Consider the following 17,598-nt stretch of genomic DNA (forward strand, 5'->3'; position numbering starts at 1 on the left):
CCTGCCTCGCGATTGCGTATGTCCTTCATATCGCAATCGCGGGGCAAGCCCGCTCCCACAGAAACGAAAAAGCCCGCGACCTTTGCAGGACGCGGGCTTTTTCTTACAGCGTATGGTGGGTCGTGTAGGATTCGAACCTACGACCAATTGGTTAAAAGCCAACTGCTCTACCAACTGAGCTAACGACCCGTTGGATGGCGCGTATAATACTGATTTCTAACAGGAAATCAACACCCCATCGCAAAATAATTTAAAAATATCTGGTCGGGTCCTCTACACCGGCAGCTTTGAAGCCGTCGGCGCGCAGGCGGCAGCTGTCGCATTTACCACAGGCGCGGCCTTCATCGTCGGCCTGATAGCAAGAAACGGTAAGGCTGTAGTCAACCCCGCGGGCCATGCCGGCCTGGACGATCTGCGCCTTGCTCAGGTTCTGCAGCGGCGCCTGGATACGGAAGCCCTGCCCTTCGACACCGGCCTTGGTCGCCAGGTTAGCCATGCGCTCGAAAGCCTCGACGAACTCCGGACGGCAATCCGGGTAACCGGAATAGTCCACGGCATTGACGCCGATGAAGATATCGCGGGCCTCCAGCACTTCTGCCCAGCCCAGGGCCAGGGACAGGAACACGGTGTTGCGCGCCGGCACGTAGGTGACCGGGATGCCTTCACTCGGTGCTTCGGGCACATCGATGCTGCTGTCGGTCAGGGCCGAGCCACCGATGCCGTCCAGGCTCAAGCCGATGACCTTGTGCTCGACCACGCCCAGGTCGCGGGCTACCCGCGCTGCGGCGTTCAGCTCAGCGCGATGGCGCTGGCCGTAGTCGAAGCTCATGGTGTAGCAACTGTAGCCTTCAGCCTTGGCCATGGCGACCACGGTGGCCGAGTCCAGACCACCGGAAAGCAGAATTACCGCACGTTTCTCAGTCATAGCATCGCTCCTGTCAGCGTCCCGGCTCGTCGTTCCATAGCAGCTTGTGCAGCTGCATCTGGAAGCGAACCGGCAAATTATCGGCCACGATCCAGTCGGCCAGGTCAGTTGCGCTCACCTGATGGTGGCTTGGCGAGAACAGCACTTCGCCGGCACGTTTTTCCAGGCCGTACTGAATGAGCTTGGACACCGCCCAGTCATAGTCTTCACGAGAGCAGATGACGAACTTGACCTGATCGTTGCGGGTCAGCAGTTCGATGTTCTCGTAACGGTTGCGGTGCACTTCTTCCGAGCCTGGGGTCTTGAGGTCGACGACGCGGCTGACCCGGGTATCGACCCTGGAAATATCCAGGGCACCACTGGTCTCCAGCGAAACGTCGTAACCGGCGTCACACAGTTGCTTGAGCAAAGGGATAGCGTTGGGCTGGGCCAGCGGTTCGCCACCGGTTACGCAGACATAACGCGGCTTGAAGCCAGCGACCTGTTCGAGGATCGAATCAAGGGTGCGGATACTGCCGCCGCTGAACGCGTACTCGCTGTCGCAGTACTGGCAACGCAGCGGGCAGCCGGTGAGGCGAACGAATACCGTGGGCAGCCCAGCGGTACGCGTTTCACCCTGCAAAGAGTAAAAAACTTCGGTGATACGTAATGTGTCTTGCATAGTCGCCACGGGCGTAACAGCTAAACAGGCTGTCCGCCTCCGTCAGGCACCACTGAGAACTCGACATCGCGTAGTTCGCAGCAGCGTGTTTCATAAAAGGGCAGTGATTCTAACGAAAAAACCCGCGACTAGCGCGGGTTTCTTTTAAAGCGACCGACTCAGAGCTTCTGCAAGTCGCGCTGAGCCAGTTGTGCAGCCGAGGTCCCCGGGTACTGGGTGACCACCTGCTGGAGAATGCCCTTGACCCGGTCGGTGTGACCCAGGCGGCGCTCAACATCGGCCAGCTTGTACAGCGAATCCGGCACCTTGTTGTGCTTGGGATACAGCTGGCTGACCTTGGCGAAGGCTTGCCCTGCGGCTTGCAGGTCGCCCTTGGCCAGGTTCACTTCACCGAGCCAGTACTGCGCGTTGCCGGCGTACTGGCTGTTCGGGTACTTGCGCAGGAAGGCGTTGAACGCCTGGCTGGCCTTGTCGAAATCCTTGGCTTTGATCAGGTCGAAAGCAGCATCGTAGTAGAGCTTTTCTTTCGCCGGATCGCCAGGTTCGCTACTGGCTGCTGGCTGGCCGGTGGCAGCACCAGCGGCAGCGCCTGCAGCGGCACCGGCGGCTTCGCCACCGGTGGAGGAATTATCAGGAGTGGCGGCAGGTGCAACACCGCTTCCAATACGCCGATCCAGGTCCTGGTAACGCTCCAGGCTCTCCTGTTTCATGCGTGACACATCATTTTGCAGCTCTTCAATGATGCCTTGTTGACGCGCGATCTGCTCCTGCATTTGCTGCAGTTGCATGAACAGCTGGCCCTGTGCCGAGGCAGGGGCCGTAACCCCTCCCCCGGCATAGGCGCCGTTCGTACCATAACCCGCAGGCGGATAGCTGCTTGCGCCGCTATAGCCTGCGTTGTCATCAACAACAGGAACCTCAGCCCAGGCCATGAGAGGCAGGGTGAGAGCCAGGACGGTTACAGCACGACGGCACGTTCGCATATCGAATTACTTACGCAGTTCGACGCGACGGTTCTGAGCCCAGGACTGCTCGTCGTTACCGGTAGCAACTGGACGCTCTTCGCCGTAGGAAACCAGTTCCAGCTGGGCAGGAGAAACGCCTTGCAGTACCAGGTAGCGTTGAACGGCTTTCGCACGACGCTCGCCCAGAGCCATGTTGTATTCGCGAGTACCACGCTCGTCGGTGTTACCTTCCAGCACGACGCGAGCGCCGTTGCCTTTCAGGTCCTTGGCATGAACGTCCAGAGCGCGCATGGCTTCTGGCTTCAGGTCCGAGCTGTCGTATTCGAAGTAGAAGGTGGTGATTGCGCGCAGAGCAGCTTCTTCGCTCAGGCTGCCGTCAACAGCGCCAGTGTTGGCACCGTAGCCAGCGTTAGGATCGACTTGGCCTTGACCTGCGTCGTCACCGCCTTTCGAGGAGCAACCTACAGCTACGGCCATGGCCAGAGCCAGCGCAGCAAACTTACCAAACTTCAGCATTTCCATCGTGAAACTCCTAATGAACCCCAGTGTGTTAAGTAAAACGTAAAGCGCCGCGTCAGTTCAGGTAAGGGGACCAGGACGGTTCTCTGACTTCGCCTTGAGCGGTAGGAAGCGGGAGCCTCACGCGTCCGTTGAGAGAGACGAGCATCAAGACTCCCCGGCCCTGCTGGCGGGTGGCGTAGATTAGCATGGTGCCGTTGGGCGCAACAGTGGGTGACTCATCAAGACTTGTTTCCGAGAGAATCTTTACACTGCCGCGTTGCAAATCTTGTGCAGCCACTTTGAAGTTGGTGAAACCTTGTTGGCGATGAATCATCACCAGGGTCTTTTCATCCGCCGACAGTTTAGGGTTGGCGTTGTAGTTACCCACGAAAGTTACCCGCTCTGCACCACCACCGGAAACATTGGTTTTGTAGATCTGTGGTTTACCACCGCGGTCGGAGGTGAAGTAGATGGTCGAGCCATCTTTACCCCAGAACGGTTCGGTGTTGATACCAGGACCTGCAGTCACGCGCGACAGTTGGCGCGAACCCATGTTCATCACATAGATGTCCGGGTTGCCGTCCTTGGACAGCACGAACGCCAGGCGCGAACCATCCGGAGACCAGGCTGGCGCACCATTGAGGCCTTCGAAGTTGGTGATCTGCTCACGGCGACCGGTGTCGATGTGCTGAACGAAGATGCGCGGACGCTTCTGCTCGAACGACACATAGGCAATGCGCTTGCCATCCGGGGCAAAGCGCGGCGACAGGATCGGCTCACGCGATTGCAGCAGGGTTACTGCCCGCGCACCGTCGTAGTCGGAACGCTGCAGGGTGTAACGGGTGTTGTTGGTCGAGAAGCGCTCGGCAGTCACGTACAGCATGCGGGTAGAGAACGCACCCTTGATGCCGGTGAGCTTTTCGAACGACTGGTCGGCGATGTAGTGCGACATGTCGCGAAGTTGGTCGACACTGCCCGAGACGCTGCCGGTCAGCACTTGCTGCTCGGTGGCGACGTTGAACAGCGCGTACTGCACCTGCAGGCGACCGCCCGCAGGGACGATGCTGCCGACCATGATGTACTGGGCGCCCAGGGCTTTCCAGTCACGGAAGATCACTTCGCTGGCCTGGCTCGGCTGGCTGATCATGTTCTGCCGCGGGATCGGCGAGTAATAACCGGAGTTGCGCAGGTCATTACCAATGATGTCAGCCATGTCTTCAGGCAGCACGCTACCGCCCTGCAGACCGAACGGCACGACGGCGATCGGCGTCGCGCGATCGCTGCCGCTGGTGACCAGGATGTTCTTTTCATCTGCTACGGCCAACCCTGCTGCACAGCAGAGAACAACCAGCAGTCCTCGAAGAAGGTTAATCACAAGGCTAGATCCTCAGGTGTGAATGTCATCTTGAATGAACGATAGGGATTGAATTCGCTCGGTTTCAAGCCCTGCATCTCGGTTAAACGACCAATGTTCTTGACCGCTGCCACAGCCGAGCTGTCAAACGGACCGTCACCACTGGAGCGGGCTACGCTCACCGAGGTAATGGTGCCATCGGGCAACATGCCGATCTGCAGGACCACCGTCATGTTCTTGCGCGCAGAAGGCGGACGTGCCCAGCCCTCGGCCGCACGTGCACGAATCAGGTCGTCGAAATCGCCGGCTACCTGATCACCCTGCTCGTCAGCCAGGGCTTGCTGCCGTTCGGTGGTGTCGGACAGAAGCTCGGCCAGGGCCTGGGCTTTCTTGTCTTCCGCCGCCTTGCGGGCTGCATCCTGTGCCTTCTTCTTGGCTGCATCAGCTGCAGCTTTCTTCTTGGCGTCTTCGGCGGCTTTTTTCTTCGCCTCTTCAGCCGTTGCTTTTTTCTTCGCGTCCTCGGCCGCCTTCTTCTTGGCGTCCTCGGCTGCTTTTTTCTTGGCTTCTTCAGCCGCCTGCTTCTTGGCCTCTTCGTCAGCCTTTTTCTTGGCTTCCTCTTCGGCCTTCTTCTTGGCGATGTCAGCCTGTTGCTTCTCGGTGGCCTTCTTCGCCTCTTCGGCTTTCTTGGCTTCGGCGGTTTTCTTCGCTTCCTCGGCCTTCTCGGCCTGCTCGGCTTTCTTCGCTTCGGCTTCGGCTCGCGCCTCTTCGGCCTTTTGAGCAGCTTCTTCTTTCTTTTGTTCCGCAGCCTTCACTGCCTGCTGCTCGACCTTCTTCTGTTCCATCTGCTCTTCTTCGGTTTGACGCGAAGCAGTCTTCTTGGCTTCACCGGCAATCTTCTGATTGGTCTGGGTGGTCGCCTGACTCTTGGATTTCAGCTGGTACAGGGTTGCCTGGACAATAGGCTTGGCCGGCGGCAGTTCCGGGGTCATGGCAAAACTGACGAACAGCATGCCGAACACCAGAACGTGCAGCGCAATGGCCCAGACACTGGGCCAGAAATAGCTTTCCGAGGCGGATGGCTCTCGCTGTTGCATCAGGGCGCCTCGGTAATCAGGCCAACGTTACCGACACCTGCCTTCTGCAACCCGCCCATGGCACCCATGACCGCGCCATAGTCGACGGACTTGTCACCACGGATGAAGACCTGGGTCTGCTTGCCCTGGTCACGGCCGGCGCTGATGATCTTGGTCACGGCGTCGGTCATTTGCGGCAAGGTCATGGCCTTGTCCATCTGCTTGTCGGTGTCGACCTCGCTGCCAAGGTTCCAGAAGTAGGTCTTGTCAGCCTTGATCGAAATGGTCAGGACCTGGGTGTTGTTGTCCTGCGGCAAGGCTTCACTGGAAACCTTGGGCAAGTCGACCTTCACGCCCTGGTTGAGCATGGGTGCGGTCACCATGAAAATCACCAGCAGTACCAGCATCACGTCGATGTATGGCACCACGTTCATTTCGGCGACCGGCTTGCGTTTGTGGCGAACTCGGGCCATGGGCTTTTACCTGATCACTCTTCGCTGGTGTGCACTTTACGGTGCAGGATGGCCTGGAACTCGTCGGCGAACGTGTAGTAACGGCCGATCAAGACTTCACTGCGGGCAGCGAAACGGTTGTAGGCAATAACCGCAGGGATCGCGGCGAACAGGCCGATCGCGGTGGCGATCAGGGCTTCGGCGATACCCGGGGCCACGGTGGCCAGGGTCGCTTGCTGCGCCGAGGCCAGGCCGCGGAAGGAGTTCATGATGCCCCAGACGGTACCGAACAGGCCGATGTACGGGCTGGTGGAACCAACGGTGGCGAGGAACGGCAGGCTCTGCTCGAGCTTCTCTTCTTCACGGGAGATGGCGACGCGCATGGCCCGGCCAACGCCCTCCATGACCGCATCAGGGTCGACGCCCGGCTGCTGGCGCAGACGCGAGAATTCCTTGAAGCCGGCGCGGAACACCTGTTCTACGCCCGAATCCGGGTCCGGGTTGCTGCCAGCCTGACGGTACAGCTTGGACAGGTCGATGCCCGACCAGAAGCGCTCTTCAAAGCTGTCCAGCGCACGACGACCGGCGCGCAGCATGGTGCTGCGCTGAAAAATCATGATCCATGACGTTACCGATGCGGCAACCAGAATCAGCATGACCAGCTGTACCACGATGCTGGCATTGCTGACCAGGCTCCACATGGAGGTATGGTCGACGACGTTAGCTTCCACGCTTAATCTCCTGCATTTGAATGAGTACCCGGATCGCCCGCCTCGGCAAAGGCCGCGCGCAGCGCTGGGGGAATGGCCCGGGGTTTGAAAGTATCGGCGCGCACACAGGCCACCAGGAACTGCCCTTCGCAGAGCAGCGTTGCATCTTTTTCGCGCCATACCTGCTGCACGAAGCTCAAGCTGGCGCGGTTCAATTCAAGCACTTGCGCGGTGACCCGCAATTCGTCGTCCAGCCGCGCTGGCGCGTGATAGCGCGCCTCGCTGGAATGGACCACGAACAGCAGGTTTTCCTGCGCCATTGCCGACTGGGCAAAGCCCAGGGCACGCAACCGCTCGGTGCGGGCACGTTCCATGAATTTCAGGTAATTGACGTAATACACCACGCCGCCGGCATCGGTATCTTCGTAATAGACACGACAACGATGTGCGAACGGCTCTAGCTCAATTTGCGCGCGCATACTCTAGTGCTAACTCCTCAGCTTGCCAATCCGCCCCGGCAACTGTTTTTCATCGATTATGTCGTATTGCCAGCGTGACTGAGCCATGCCCGCGGATAGGACCACAGAAACGCTGGATAAATCTGTCACTCATCGGCCTGGGCGGAAAAACCCTCACCGGTGATCGATTCCCCCATCCGATTGGGAATATTCAGACCGAAATGCAGGTACGCGTGCCGGGTCACCACCCTGCCCCGTGGCGTGCGCATGATGTAGCCCTGCTGGATCAGGTAGGGCTCGAGCACGTCCTCGATGGTGTGACGCTCTTCGCTGATGGCCGCAGCCAGGCTGTCGACCCCCACCGGACCACCGTCGAACTTCTCGATCATGGTCAGCAGCAGGCGCCGGTCCTGGTGATCGAACCCGCGCTCGTCGACATCCAGCAGGTTCAGCGCCATGTCGGCAACCGGTTTGGTGATATGGCCCTTGCCGCGCACTTCGGCGTAGTCGCGCACCCGCCGCAGCAGGCGGTTGGCGATCCGTGGCGTACCGCGGGCCCGGCGGGCGATCTCGAAGGCGCCTTCGTCCTCGATGGGCAAGCCAAGAATGCCACCGGAACGGCTGACGATGGTCGCCAGGTCCTCGGTGTTGTAGAACTCCAGGCGCTGGACGATGCCGAAGCGGTCACGCAGCGGGTTGGTCAGCATGCCGGCACGGGTGGTGGCACCGACCAGGGTGAACGGAGGCAAATCGAGCTTGATCGAGCGCGCCGCCGGCCCTTCGCCGATCATGATGTCGAGCTGGAAGTCTTCCATGGCCGGGTACAGCACTTCTTCGACGATGGGCGACAGGCGATGGATTTCGTCGATGAACAGCACGTCATGGGGTTCGAGGTTGGTCAGCAAGGCAGCCAGGTCACCCGGGCGTTCGAGGATCGGCCCCGAAGTGCTCTTGATCGACACGCCCATCTCCTGGGCAATGATATTGGCCAGGGTGGTCTTGCCCAGCCCCGGCGGGCCGAAGATCAGCGTGTGGTCGAGGGATTCGTTGCGCCCGCGGGCGGCCTGGATGAACAAGGCCATCTGTTCGCGCACCACCGGCTGGCCGATGTATTCGGCCAGGCGCAATGGACGGATCGCCCGGTCCTGGACCTCTTCTCGGTCGCGCCCGGTGGCGGCTATCAGTCGATCGGCTTCAATCACTTAGATCATTCCCTTAAGGCTGCGACGGATCAGCTCTTCACTGCTCAGGCCCTTGGCATCCACGGCGGCCACCGCCTTGCTGGCTTCCTGGGGCTTATAGCCCAGGGAAATCAGCGCGCTGACGGCATCGGCCTCGGCGCTGGAGACGCTGGCAATCGGCAGTGGACCATTGGGCACAAGGGCAAACATGGCCGGTGAGGTTTCCCAGGCCTTGAAGCGATCCTTGAGTTCAACCAGCAGGCGCTCGGCGGTCTTTTTACCGACCCCGGGCACCTTGACCAGGGCCGAGGCATCCTGGGCCTGGACACAGCGTACCAGTTCGTCGACATCCAGGCCCGACATCAATGCCAGGGCCAGCTTGGGCCCCACGCCGTTGAGGCGGATCAGCTCGCGAAACAGCTCGCGTTCGCGCTTTTCATGAAAGCCATACAGCAGATGAGCGTCCTCGCGCACCACCAGGTGGGTGTGCAAGGTCACCACTTCGCCAACCTTGGGCAAGCGGTACAGGGTGGTCATCGGCACTTCGAGCTCGTAGCCCAGGCCGTTGACGTCGACAATCAGGTGCGGCGGCTGTTTTTCAGCCAGGGTGCCGCGCAAACGTCCAATCACGTTCCGATCCTTCCTCATGGGCACCGGCAAGCGACCGGTCAACCCTAACAGCAAATGCAATGGCCGAAGGCATTGCCCGGGCAAAATTTGTTTCAGCGGATGATGCTATCAGAGCCGCAAGCGCCCGCTGCGACTACGCGCCGTGCCCAGGCCATGGGGCACCAGGCTTGAGCGGGTGTGGGCATGGCACAAGGCGATGGCCAGGGCGTCGGAAGCGTCAATCTGCGGCTTCTGGGTCAGCTTGAGCAGGTGCATGACCATCATCTGCACCTGCTCCTTATTGGCCCCACCGGTGCCGGCAACTGCCTGCTTGACCTGGGTGGCGCTGTACTCGGCAATCTCCAGGCCTTCTTCGATGGCAGCGACAATAGCCGCGCCGCGCGCCTGACCGAGCTTGAGCGCCGAATCGGCGTTGCGCGCCATGAACACCCGCTCGATGCCCATGGTAACCGGGCCGTGCTGGCGAATGATCTCGCGCACCCCGCGAAACACGATCTGCAGACGCTCCGGCAGCTCGCCCGCGCCAGTACGGATGCATCCGGAAGCCACATACTCGCAGCCACGACCGCTATGGCGCACCACGCCATAACCGGTGATGCGCGAGCCGGGGTCGATGCCAAGAATCAGAGTCATACGTCTTTGCGCCATAGTAAAAACAGAAGCCGGACCGGCTCGCAGGTGCAATGCAACTGCAGGCAGATCCGGCCTCGGGCCGGCAGGAGCGGGCTTGCCCCGCGATTGCGCACTACCGCCCAATCGCATCGAGAGGCAAGCTCGCTCCCACCTGAATGAACAACTTGGGACTAGCCGAGCTGTTCCATGACTTCGTCAGGAATCTCGGCGTTGGAGTAGACGTTCTGCACGTCGTCCAGGTCTTCAAGCATGTCGATCAGCTTGAGCACCTTCTGCGCGCCGTCCAGGTCAAGTTCGGCACTGGTGGTCGGCTGCATGACGATTTCCGCGTCCGCTGCCTTGAAACCGGCCTCTTCCAGGGCATTGCGCACGGCATAGAAGCTGTTGAACGAGGTGAAGACCTCGAACGAGCCATCTTCGTTGCTGACCACGTCGTCGGCATCGGCCTCCATCGCCGCTTCCATCAGCGCGTCTTCGTCGACACCGGCGGCAAAGCTGATCTGGCCCTTGCGCTCGAACAGATAGGCCACCGAGCCGTCAGTCCCCAGGTTGCCACCGCACTTGCTGAACGCATGGCGCACAGCCGCTGCGGTCCGGTTGCGGTTGTCGGTCATGGCTTCGACCATCACCGCCACGCCACCCGGGCCGTAACCTTCGTAGCTGAGCTCTTCGACGTTGTCGGCTTCGGCCGTGCCAGCACCGCGGGCAACCGCCCGGTCGATGATGTCGCGGCTCATGTTCGCCCCCAGCGCCTTGTCCAGGGCCAGGCGCAAGCGCGGGTTGGAGGCTGGATCGCCGCCGCCCTGCTTGGCGGCAACGGTCAGCTCACGAATCCACTTGGTGAAGATCTTGCCTCGCTTGGCATCCTGGCGCTCTTTGCGGTGCTTGATGTTTGCCCACTTGGAATGACCAGCCATAACGCACTCCGAATCCTTTGTAACAATGCCACGCCCCGGCCGCGCTCATGCCCGACCGAGACCTTGAAATTCATGCGCCTTAACGCAAAGGCGCATCCATATGGATGCGCCCGGGGTCTGCTTACTCAGCCTTGGGCTGTTCGCGCAGACGGATATGCAACTCACGCAGGGCCTTGGCATCGACCAGGCCAGGGGCCTGGGTCATGACGCACGCAGCGCTCTGGGTTTTCGGGAAGGCAATGACTTCGCGAATCGACTGGGCGCCAGTCATCAGCATCACCAGACGGTCCAGACCGAAGGCCAGGCCGCCATGCGGCGGTGCGCCGAACTTCAGGGCGTCGAGCAGGAAGCCGAATTTCTCTTCCTGTTCAGCCGCTTCGATACCCAGCAGACGGAAGACCGCCTGTTGCATTTCTTTGCGGTGGATACGGATCGAACCGCCACCCAGCTCGGTACCGTTGAGGACCATGTCGTAAGCACGCGACAGCGCGGTGGCCGGGTTGGCCTCCAGCTCTTCGGGGCTGCATTTTGGCGCGGTGAACGGGTGGTGCAGCGCAGTGAAGCTGCCGTCGTCGTTCTCTTCGAACATCGGGAAGTCGACAACCCACATCGGTGCCCACTCGCAGGTGTGCAGGTTGAAATCGTTACCGACCTTGATCCGCAGGGCGCCCAGCGCCTCGCTGACGATCTTGGCCTTGTCGGCGCCGAAGAACACGATGTCGCCGTCGACCGCGCCAACGCGATCGAGGATCACGTTGAGGTTGGCCTCAGGGATGTTCTTGACAATCGGCGACTGCAGGCCTTCAACGCCCTTGGCGCGCTCGTTGACCTTGATGTAGGCCAGGCCCTTGGCACCGTAGATGCCGACGAACTTGGTGTAGTCGTCGATGCGGCTGCGCGGCATGCTCGCGCCACCTGGCACGCGCAGGGCGGCAACACGGCTCTTCGGATCGTTGGCCGGGCCGCTGAACACCTTGAATTCGACTTCCTTGAGCTGATCGGCAACGTCAACCAGTTCCAGCGGGTTACGCAGGTCCGGCTTGTCGGAACCGTAGCGGCGCATGGCCTCTTCGAAGGTCATGTGCGGGAATTCGCCGAACTCCAGGTCCAGGACTTCCTTGAACAGCTTGCGGATCATGCTTTCGGTCAGGCCCATGATCTCGGACTCATCAAGGAAGCTGGTCTCGATGTCGATCTGGGTGAATTCCGGCTGACGGTCGGCGCGCAGGTCTTCGTCGCGGAAGCACTTGGCGATCTGATAGTAGCGGTCGAAACCGGCAACCATCAGCAACTGCTTGAACAGCTGCGGCGATTGCGGCAGGGCGAAGAAGCTGCCTGCGTGGGTACGGCTCGGCACCAGGTAGTCACGCGCGCCTTCAGGGGTGGCACGGGTGAGGATCGGCGTTTCGACGTCGAGGAAGCCGTTTTCATCAAGGAAGCGGCGGATGCTGGTGGTGATGCGCGAGCGCAGGCGCAGCTTCTCGGCCATTTCCGGGCGACGCAGGTCGATGAAGCGATAGCGCAGGCGGGTTTCTTCACCAACATCGGAGTATTCGTTGAGCGGGAACGGCGGGGTTTCCGCTTCGTTCAGGACGGTCAGCTCGTAACCCAGCACTTCGATGGCGCCGGACGCCATGTTGGCGTTGACCGCGCCAGCCGGACGCGGACGCACCTTGCCGGTGATCTGTACCACGTACTCGCTGCGCACGCGATCAGCGGCGGCGAAGCTTTCTGCGCGATCCGGGTCGAAGACGACCTGGGCCATGCCTTCGCGATCACGGATATCGAGGAAAATCACCCCGCCGTGGTCGCGGCGACGATGGACCCATCCGCAAAGGGTAATTTCCTGACCTTCCAGGCTCTCGTTCAGTTGGCCGCAATAATGGCTGCGCATCATGATGGTGGTTTCGCTTCTCGTCATTCGTATGTTCAGTGGAGGCCTTGATGCCCCAAAGGGCTAATAGTGCAAGACCCTGCCGGTGCAATCAACTCAGTCGGCCTTGTCGCCGCCTGCCAGGTTCTTTTTCGCACCGGTCTTGAAGTCGGTTTCGTACCAGCCCGTACCGCCCAGACGGAACCCCGGGGCCGAGATCAGCTTTTTCAATGCGGGCTGCTCACACGCCGGGCAATCGGTCAGCGGCGCGGCGCTGAGCTTCTGGAGGACTTCCAACTGATGATTGCAGGAAGCACATTGATAGTCGTACATGGGCATAGGCGTGTCTCGTTAACCACAGCGCGGGCTGGTTCAGGCAGTAAAGCGCGGGATTATATATGGTTAAGGAGTGCTGTGCAGCCCGGCAACCGACTAGCGTGCCACCTTTGCCCCCAGCAGATAGACCACGCAGACCACGCGGATCAGCCCGCTGAAATTTTTCACCCCGCCATGGCGCAGGTGCACTTCGCGGTCAACGTACGACAGCACCGCGTTGACCGAGCATTTGTTCGCCTCGGCAATGCGCTCGAGGATGGTCCAGTAAATCTCCTCAAGGCGCAGACAGGTGGCAAAACCGTTCAGCCGTACCGAACGCGATAACGGCTGGGCCAGGCCCATGTTGAAATTTGCCTCGAAAGGATCGATGCCATCCTTGTGCGGCACGCTGGCTGCGCGCCCCGTGCGATTCATCCATGCCGACATAGTCGTACCACGCCACTGTTTAACAGGGAAACAAACCCGGACGTTTGGCACGCACGGGAACTTGCCCTTAATAAAGCGCCGTGACTCGCGCCGGCACCAGCAGACGCAGTTATTCTGAATGTAGGAATACTCGGCGCTGGACCCGGTACTTGAAAACACCGGAAAGTGCTTCCGTACCAACTAAAATGCCCGAACCTCATATAGAAGCTCGGGCATTCAAACAACGCGCGTTAAATCAGCCGGTCACTTGCCTTCAAGTAGCGAACGCAGCATCCAGGCAGTTTTTTCATGCACCTGCATGCGCTGGGTAAGCAGGTCGGCGGTCGGCTCGTCGCTGACCTTGTCGAGCAGCGGGAAAATGCTGCGCGCCGTGCGGGTGACCGCCTCCTGGCCTTCGACCAGCTGCTTGATCATCTCATCGGCGGCGGGCACGCCCTCCTCTTCTTTAATAGAGGAAAGCCGCGCATAGATGGAATACGCTCCCGGCGCCGGGAAGCCCAGGGCGCGAATACGCTCGGCAATCGAATCGACCGCCAGGGCCAGTTCGTTGTACTGCTCCTCGAACATCAGGTGCAAGGTACGGAACGCCGGGCCGGTGACGTTCCAGTGAAAGTTGTGGGTCTTCAGATAAAGAACATAAGTATCCGATAACAGACGCGACAAACCATCCACGATGGACTTGCGATCTTCTTCACTGATACCGATATCGATAGCCATGCAGTTCCCCTTTCCTTGGCGCTTGCTGATCAAGCGGCTACAAACCACTGTACCAAGAGTTTTCACCGGCTGCAGCCTCGTGCCTGCGACACAGGGCTGCAGCCCACGCGACACACGGTTGGCCGCTGATTTGAGAACCCCGGGGCTTTGCTGTTAAATAGGCAGCGTGCCGCCCGCGCCGATTGTCATTACGCGGGCGCATAGGCTGACCCATTTCACGTTTTTGCGCTTTTTTACCCGTGCGCGCCGTGAAGTCAGCTCTTCCTGTGATCCGCCTTATCAATGTGAGCCAACCAACATGTTCAAGATCGTCCACCTGTTGACGGGCGTTGCAGCCTTGCTGCTGTCCTTCATACCCAGCCTCAGAACCGAAGCCATTCCCTTCCTGCAGCAACCAGAGGCGATTTTCCTCGCGCTCTTCGGCCTGCTCAACCTGGTCATCGCTCCCGTGCTCCCGCAGCACTATCGGGGCGCCCGCCAGCAACTGCAACGCGCCGCCAGTGTTTTGCTGGTCGTTGCCGTGATCCTGCAGACCGTGACCCTGCTGGCCCGTCCCGAGCTCGGTAACCTGCCGGCCCTGGCCTGCGCCCTGCTGGCCACCGTCCTGCACCTGATTGCCGGCTTTGCCAAAAGCGCTGCAAACCGTAGCCAGAACACCCAGTACGACATGTCCAATCGTGATACCGGTACGGTGAAGTGGTTCAACACCTCCAAGGGTTTCGGCTTTATCTCCCGCGATTCGGGCGATGACATCTTCGTCCACTTTCGCGCCATTCGTGGCGAAGGCCACCGGGTTCTGGTCGAAGGCCAGCGCGTCGAGTTCTCGGTAATGAACCGCGACAAGGGCCTGCAGGCCGAGGATGTGATCGCCGCCCCACGGCGCTGATCGGCTGAAACAAAAAACCGCGACGGCATCACTGCCCATCGCGGTTTTTTTACGCCCCGAAATCAGTAATGCGGCGGCGGTGCCTCTTCTTCGCTGGCTTCGTACTGACCGACCATCTCTTCGTAGCGCTTTAGCAGCGCGGCCATCTGCAGCTGCAGACGCTCAACAACGCGCTGCTGCTCGACCAGCACATCGTTCAAGGCCAGCAAGGTATCGTCCTGAAAGGCCAACCGGCTTTCCAACTCGGTCACTCGCGATTCAAGGGTCATGATTCAAGCCTCCATGAACTGAAAGTCGTCAACCAATATCTCGGCAAGACGCAAACGGACATCCGCCAACTGTTGCGGCGAATATTCAATCGCAGGTTTATTGCCCCATACTGGCGCCGGCCAGGCCGGATCAGTGCGACGACGAACAATGACGTGCATATGTAGCTGGCTAACTACATTGCCCAGGGTCGCCACATTCATTTTATCCGCAGCAAAGCTGTCCTTGAGCAGTTGAGCCAAGGCTGTAGTTTCTTTCCAGAGCTGCTGCTGATCACTGTCATCAAGTTGAAACAATTCGCTGATATCCGCACGGCGCGGGACCAGGATAAACCAGGGATAGTTGGCATCCTTGCTCAACAACAGACGACAAAGAGGAAAGTCACCCAGGCACAAGGTGTCTTGTTGAAGGCGTTGATCCAGAACAAACACAGCAAAATCTCCTACAACCGCACAGAACCTCGCCCACGCAACCACCGTGAGCCACAGCCAGCAGGATACTCCTCCTCAGCCTCAAGGGCATTGGTTGCTGCCCTATAAAATGAAGAGATGCACCACTTTGCCCCCGCGCCTCGCCGCGAAAGGTCCTTGGGCGAGCAGGTGTTACGCCGCCCGAACGGTGAAACGCTACTTTTCGCACCAAAATGAAGCCGTCCGTCCGCTCTGTGCCCACCGAACATCCACAAACTACTCAGCTTTAGCCTTCAACGGTAACGCTTTGACTTTACGGGCAACTTTTATACTTATTCCAGCGGGATCGCTGACGGCTAACCAAAGGTTCTTTGACCCCCGGTTTATCGGCACCAAACCGCCCTTGAGCGCAGAAAAGTGAAAATTTCGTGAACCCTGTTCGATTTTGTGCACGCTTGTTGCATTGTCATCCGCCACAGTCGGCACGCCACCTGCATTGATGCGGTGAGCGGCGACAAATAACAACAGCCGCATGGGGTAACCAGGGAGTTTCGGGGGCAGGGGCTAGATTATTTTTACCTATCCTTAATCCACTTGAAACAGCGCTGGAGTTGTACGGCCCGCGAAAACCCGGGGCGTGATTTGCGACAAGGACATAACTGTTAGCGACATGACCGTAAAGTTACCGAAAGGTTCTCAACGCCCATATCGCCAACGATGGTCAGCGTGATATACATTTTCGCCGACACAAAAAGAAAGAGCCGCGCTGTATAAAAAAACCAAACAGCGACGGCAGTACTCTTCCTAAAAACCAAAGGAGCAAATCACGATGCGCGTGATGAAGTGGAGCATAATCGCCCTGGCTGTTGCAGCCGGCACCTCGCAATTGGCAGTGGCCTCTTCTCAGGATGAGTCCAAGGGTTTTGTTGAAGACAGCAAGCTGAACGTCAAACTTCGCAACCTCTATTTCAGCCGCGACTTCCGTAACCGTGAAAACAATCCGCTGGGCAAGACCAAAAGCTATGCCCGCGAATGGGGTCAGGGTTTCATCGGCACCTTCGAGTCCGGTTTTACCCAAGGCACCGTAGGCGTAGGCGTCGACGCCATCGGCCTGCTGGGCCTCAAGCTGGACGGCGGTAAAGGCACCTCCGGCACCGGCTTGTTCCCAACCGGCTCCGACGGTCGTTCGCAAGACGACTATTCCAAGGGCGGTGGCGCGGTCAAGTTCCGCATTTCCGACACAGTCCTGAAAGTGGGTGACCAATTCACCGCATTGCCAGTCTTCGCCACTGACGACAGCCGCCTGCTGCCTGAGATGGCCCAAGGCACCCTGATCACCAGCAACGAAATCAAGGGCCTGACCCTGCACGCTGGCCACTTCACCAGCCTCACCGGGCAAGAACAGACCAACCGCGACAGCCTGCACCTGACCCAGGCCGACGTGGTCGGCGGCACTTATGCCTTTACCGACTCCCTGAGCACCAGCCTCTACTACTCCAAGGTCGAAGACTACTGGCGCAAATATTACGCCAACGTCAACTGGGCGCTGCCGATCAGCGACGATCAGGGCCTGGTGTTCGACTTCAACATCTATGACACCAAGAGCGACGGCACGACCAACTATGCCGCCTACGATGGCGACAAACTTGATAACCGTGCGTACAGCCTGTCGGGCGCCTACAACATTGGCGCGCACACCTTCACCCTGGCCTACCAGAAAGTCAGCGGTGACGGCGACTACGGCTACGGCGTTGACGGTGGCGGCACCATCTTCCTGGCCAACTCCATCGCCCGTTCCGACTTCAACGCTGAAGACGAGAAGTCCTGGCAAGCTCGCTACGACCTGAACATGGCCACCTTCGGCGTACCAGGCCTGAGCTTCATGACCCGTTATGTCAAAGGTACCGGCGCCAATGTTGCCTCCACCGACAACGGCAAGGAATGGGAACGCGACATCGAGGCCAAGTACGTCCTGCAGGAAGGCCCGGCCAAAGACCTGAGCTTCCGCATTCGTCAAGCGACTTATCGCTCCAGCGATGGCGTTTACTACGGTTCGGACTCCATCGACGAACTGCGTCTGATCGTCGAGTACCCGCTGAGCATCCTGTAAGCCTCGGGCTTTCAGTATTCCCAGTACGAAAGAGCCCGGCACTGCCGGGCTTTTTCTTGTCTGAATTCGGGCTGACAACGCCTTCGTGCTCCGGCATCCTGTACGCCACCGAA

22 protein-coding genes and 1 tRNA gene are annotated in these 17,598 nt (G+C 59.5%); 2 read left to right on the forward strand and 21 right to left on the reverse strand.

Annotated features, from left to right (window positions below; translation table 11 throughout):
• Window positions 1-113 precede the first annotated feature (113 nt).
• The 18 genes from CCOS864_RS21685 to CCOS864_RS21770 form a co-directional block, all read right to left on the reverse strand.
• A tRNA-Lys gene (locus CCOS864_RS21685) sits at window positions 114-189 on the reverse strand.
• 61 nt (window positions 190-250) lie between these two features.
• On the reverse strand, window positions 251-925 hold the full coding sequence (queC, locus tag CCOS864_RS21690; RefSeq protein ID WP_115088300.1) for a 7-cyano-7-deazaguanine synthase QueC: 675 nt from the start codon (window positions 923-925) through the stop codon (window positions 251-253).
• A 13-nt stretch (window positions 926-938) separates the two neighbouring features.
• A complete protein-coding gene (gene queE, locus CCOS864_RS21695) occupies window positions 939-1,586 on the reverse strand; it encodes a 7-carboxy-7-deazaguanine synthase QueE (protein WP_115088301.1) in 648 nt (215 codons plus the stop codon).
• 158 nt (window positions 1,587-1,744) lie between these two features.
• Window positions 1,745-2,569 carry a tol-pal system protein YbgF gene (gene ybgF / locus CCOS864_RS21700; RefSeq protein WP_115088302.1) on the reverse strand — a complete coding sequence of 275 codons (825 nt, stop codon included), beginning with the start codon at window positions 2,567-2,569 and terminating at the stop codon, window positions 1,745-1,747.
• Between the two features lie 6 nt (window positions 2,570-2,575).
• Window positions 2,576-3,073, reverse strand: a complete 498-nt coding sequence (pal, locus tag CCOS864_RS21705) for a peptidoglycan-associated lipoprotein Pal (RefSeq protein ID WP_010223188.1) — start codon at window positions 3,071-3,073, stop codon at window positions 2,576-2,578.
• Window positions 3,074-3,125: 52 nt separating this feature from the next.
• Window positions 3,126-4,427, reverse strand: a complete 1,302-nt coding sequence (gene tolB / locus CCOS864_RS21710) for a Tol-Pal system beta propeller repeat protein TolB (protein ID WP_115088303.1) — start codon at window positions 4,425-4,427, stop codon at window positions 3,126-3,128.
• Window positions 4,424-5,500, reverse strand: a complete 1,077-nt coding sequence (gene tolA / locus CCOS864_RS21715) for a cell envelope integrity protein TolA (protein WP_115088304.1) — start codon at window positions 5,498-5,500, stop codon at window positions 4,424-4,426. Before tolA ends, tolB begins: the two co-directional genes overlap by 4 nt.
• Window positions 5,500-5,952: a protein TolR gene (gene tolR, locus CCOS864_RS21720; RefSeq protein WP_115088305.1), complete on the reverse strand. Its 453-nt coding sequence runs from the start codon at window positions 5,950-5,952 to the stop codon at window positions 5,500-5,502. The genes tolA and tolR overlap by 1 nt, the downstream gene beginning before the upstream one ends.
• Window positions 5,953-5,966: 14 nt before the next feature.
• Window positions 5,967-6,662 (reverse strand): protein TolQ, encoded by a 696-nt coding sequence (gene tolQ / locus CCOS864_RS21725; RefSeq protein WP_010223192.1) that lies wholly within the window; start codon window positions 6,660-6,662, stop codon window positions 5,967-5,969.
• Window positions 6,663-6,664: 2 nt separating this feature from the next.
• Window positions 6,665-7,120 carry a tol-pal system-associated acyl-CoA thioesterase gene (gene ybgC / locus CCOS864_RS21730; protein WP_115088306.1) on the reverse strand — a complete coding sequence of 152 codons (456 nt, stop codon included), beginning with the start codon at window positions 7,118-7,120 and terminating at the stop codon, window positions 6,665-6,667.
• A gap of 125 nt (window positions 7,121-7,245) precedes the next feature.
• Complete coding sequence (ruvB, locus tag CCOS864_RS21735; RefSeq protein WP_115088307.1) at window positions 7,246-8,301, reverse strand: Holliday junction branch migration DNA helicase RuvB; 1,056 nt, start codon at window positions 8,299-8,301, stop codon at window positions 7,246-7,248.
• Window positions 8,302-8,910: a Holliday junction branch migration protein RuvA gene (ruvA, locus tag CCOS864_RS21740; RefSeq protein WP_115088308.1), complete on the reverse strand. Its 609-nt coding sequence runs from the start codon at window positions 8,908-8,910 to the stop codon at window positions 8,302-8,304.
• Window positions 8,911-9,018: 108 nt separating this feature from the next.
• Window positions 9,019-9,543 (reverse strand): crossover junction endodeoxyribonuclease RuvC, encoded by a 525-nt coding sequence (ruvC, locus tag CCOS864_RS21745; protein WP_045193540.1) that lies wholly within the window; start codon window positions 9,541-9,543, stop codon window positions 9,019-9,021.
• A 170-nt stretch (window positions 9,544-9,713) separates the two neighbouring features.
• Complete coding sequence (locus CCOS864_RS21750) at window positions 9,714-10,460, reverse strand: YebC/PmpR family DNA-binding transcriptional regulator (protein WP_115088309.1); 747 nt, start codon at window positions 10,458-10,460, stop codon at window positions 9,714-9,716.
• 121 nt (window positions 10,461-10,581) lie between these two features.
• Window positions 10,582-12,357 carry an aspartate--tRNA ligase gene (gene aspS, locus CCOS864_RS21755; protein WP_115088516.1) on the reverse strand — a complete coding sequence of 592 codons (1,776 nt, stop codon included), beginning with the start codon at window positions 12,355-12,357 and terminating at the stop codon, window positions 10,582-10,584.
• A 93-nt stretch (window positions 12,358-12,450) separates the two neighbouring features.
• Window positions 12,451-12,672 (reverse strand): FmdB family zinc ribbon protein, encoded by a 222-nt coding sequence (locus CCOS864_RS21760; protein WP_045193542.1) that lies wholly within the window; start codon window positions 12,670-12,672, stop codon window positions 12,451-12,453.
• Window positions 12,673-12,765: 93 nt separating this feature from the next.
• Complete coding sequence (locus tag CCOS864_RS21765) at window positions 12,766-13,095, reverse strand: ribbon-helix-helix domain-containing protein (RefSeq protein WP_115088310.1); 330 nt, start codon at window positions 13,093-13,095, stop codon at window positions 12,766-12,768.
• 243 nt (window positions 13,096-13,338) lie between these two features.
• Window positions 13,339-13,812: a Dps family protein gene (locus CCOS864_RS21770; RefSeq protein WP_115088311.1), complete on the reverse strand. Its 474-nt coding sequence runs from the start codon at window positions 13,810-13,812 to the stop codon at window positions 13,339-13,341.
• 298 nt (window positions 13,813-14,110) lie between these two features.
• Between CCOS864_RS21770 and CCOS864_RS28620 the strand changes: the two genes are divergently transcribed.
• Window positions 14,111-14,698 carry a cold-shock protein gene (locus CCOS864_RS28620; protein WP_115088312.1) on the forward strand — a complete coding sequence of 196 codons (588 nt, stop codon included), beginning with the start codon at window positions 14,111-14,113 and terminating at the stop codon, window positions 14,696-14,698.
• 62 nt (window positions 14,699-14,760) lie between these two features.
• On the opposite strand, the gene CCOS864_RS21780 is transcribed toward CCOS864_RS28620, so the two are convergent.
• The 3 genes from CCOS864_RS21780 to CCOS864_RS28125 all read right to left on the reverse strand — a co-directional run bounded on the left by CCOS864_RS21780 (window position 14,761) and on the right by CCOS864_RS28125 (window position 15,909).
• The gene (locus CCOS864_RS21780; RefSeq protein ID WP_115088313.1) at window positions 14,761-14,967 is read right to left on the reverse strand and encodes a SlyX family protein; all 207 of its coding nucleotides are present in this window, start codon (window positions 14,965-14,967) and stop codon (window positions 14,761-14,763) included.
• A 3-nt stretch (window positions 14,968-14,970) separates the two neighbouring features.
• The gene (locus CCOS864_RS21785) at window positions 14,971-15,396 is read right to left on the reverse strand and encodes an HIT family protein (RefSeq protein ID WP_115088314.1); all 426 of its coding nucleotides are present in this window, start codon (window positions 15,394-15,396) and stop codon (window positions 14,971-14,973) included.
• 255 nt (window positions 15,397-15,651) lie between these two features.
• Window positions 15,652-15,909 carry a hypothetical protein gene (locus CCOS864_RS28125; protein ID WP_148708569.1) on the reverse strand — a complete coding sequence of 86 codons (258 nt, stop codon included), beginning with the start codon at window positions 15,907-15,909 and terminating at the stop codon, window positions 15,652-15,654.
• 295 nt (window positions 15,910-16,204) lie between these two features.
• On the opposite strand from CCOS864_RS28125, the gene CCOS864_RS21790 reads away from it, so the two are divergent.
• Complete coding sequence (locus CCOS864_RS21790; protein ID WP_115088315.1) at window positions 16,205-17,485, forward strand: OprD family porin; 1,281 nt, start codon at window positions 16,205-16,207, stop codon at window positions 17,483-17,485.
• Window positions 17,486-17,598 lie beyond the last annotated feature (113 nt).

The sequence above is a fragment of the Pseudomonas wadenswilerensis genome (assembly GCF_900497695.1).
Classification (GTDB): domain Bacteria; phylum Pseudomonadota; class Gammaproteobacteria; order Pseudomonadales; family Pseudomonadaceae; genus Aquipseudomonas; species Aquipseudomonas wadenswilerensis.

Coding starts and splice junctions, on each gene's coding strand:
- queC (WP_115088300.1), bottom strand. CDS start 925: ATGACTGAGAAACGTGCGGTAATTCTGCTTTCCGGTGGTCTGGACTCG.
- queE (WP_115088301.1), bottom strand. CDS start 1,586: ATGCAAGACACATTACGTATCACCGAAGTTTTTTACTCTTTGCAGGGT.
- ybgF (WP_115088302.1), bottom strand. CDS start 2,569: ATGCGAACGTGCCGTCGTGCTGTAACCGTCCTGGCTCTCACCCTGCCT.
- pal (WP_010223188.1), bottom strand. CDS start 3,073: ATGGAAATGCTGAAGTTTGGTAAGTTTGCTGCGCTGGCTCTGGCCATG.
- tolA (WP_115088304.1), bottom strand. CDS start 5,500: ATGCAACAGCGAGAGCCATCCGCCTCGGAAAGCTATTTCTGGCCCAGT.
- tolR (WP_115088305.1), bottom strand. CDS start 5,952: ATGGCCCGAGTTCGCCACAAACGCAAGCCGGTCGCCGAAATGAACGTG.
- ybgC (WP_115088306.1), bottom strand. CDS start 7,120: ATGCGCGCGCAAATTGAGCTAGAGCCGTTCGCACATCGTTGTCGTGTC.
- ruvC (WP_045193540.1), bottom strand. CDS start 9,543: ATGACTCTGATTCTTGGCATCGACCCCGGCTCGCGCATCACCGGTTAT.
- CCOS864_RS21750 (WP_115088309.1), bottom strand. CDS start 10,460: ATGGCTGGTCATTCCAAGTGGGCAAACATCAAGCACCGCAAAGAGCGC.
- aspS (WP_115088516.1), bottom strand. CDS start 12,357: ATGATGCGCAGCCATTATTGCGGCCAACTGAACGAGAGCCTGGAAGGT.
- CCOS864_RS21760 (WP_045193542.1), bottom strand. CDS start 12,672: ATGCCCATGTACGACTATCAATGTGCTTCCTGCAATCATCAGTTGGAA.
- CCOS864_RS21765 (WP_115088310.1), bottom strand. CDS start 13,095: ATGTCGGCATGGATGAATCGCACGGGGCGCGCAGCCAGCGTGCCGCAC.
- CCOS864_RS21770 (WP_115088311.1), bottom strand. CDS start 13,812: ATGGCTATCGATATCGGTATCAGTGAAGAAGATCGCAAGTCCATCGTG.
- CCOS864_RS28620 (WP_115088312.1), top strand. CDS start 14,111: ATGTTCAAGATCGTCCACCTGTTGACGGGCGTTGCAGCCTTGCTGCTG.
- CCOS864_RS21780 (WP_115088313.1), bottom strand. CDS start 14,967: ATGACCCTTGAATCGCGAGTGACCGAGTTGGAAAGCCGGTTGGCCTTT.
- CCOS864_RS28125 (WP_148708569.1), bottom strand. CDS start 15,909: ATGCGGCTGTTGTTATTTGTCGCCGCTCACCGCATCAATGCAGGTGGC.
- CCOS864_RS21790 (WP_115088315.1), top strand. CDS start 16,205: ATGCGCGTGATGAAGTGGAGCATAATCGCCCTGGCTGTTGCAGCCGGC.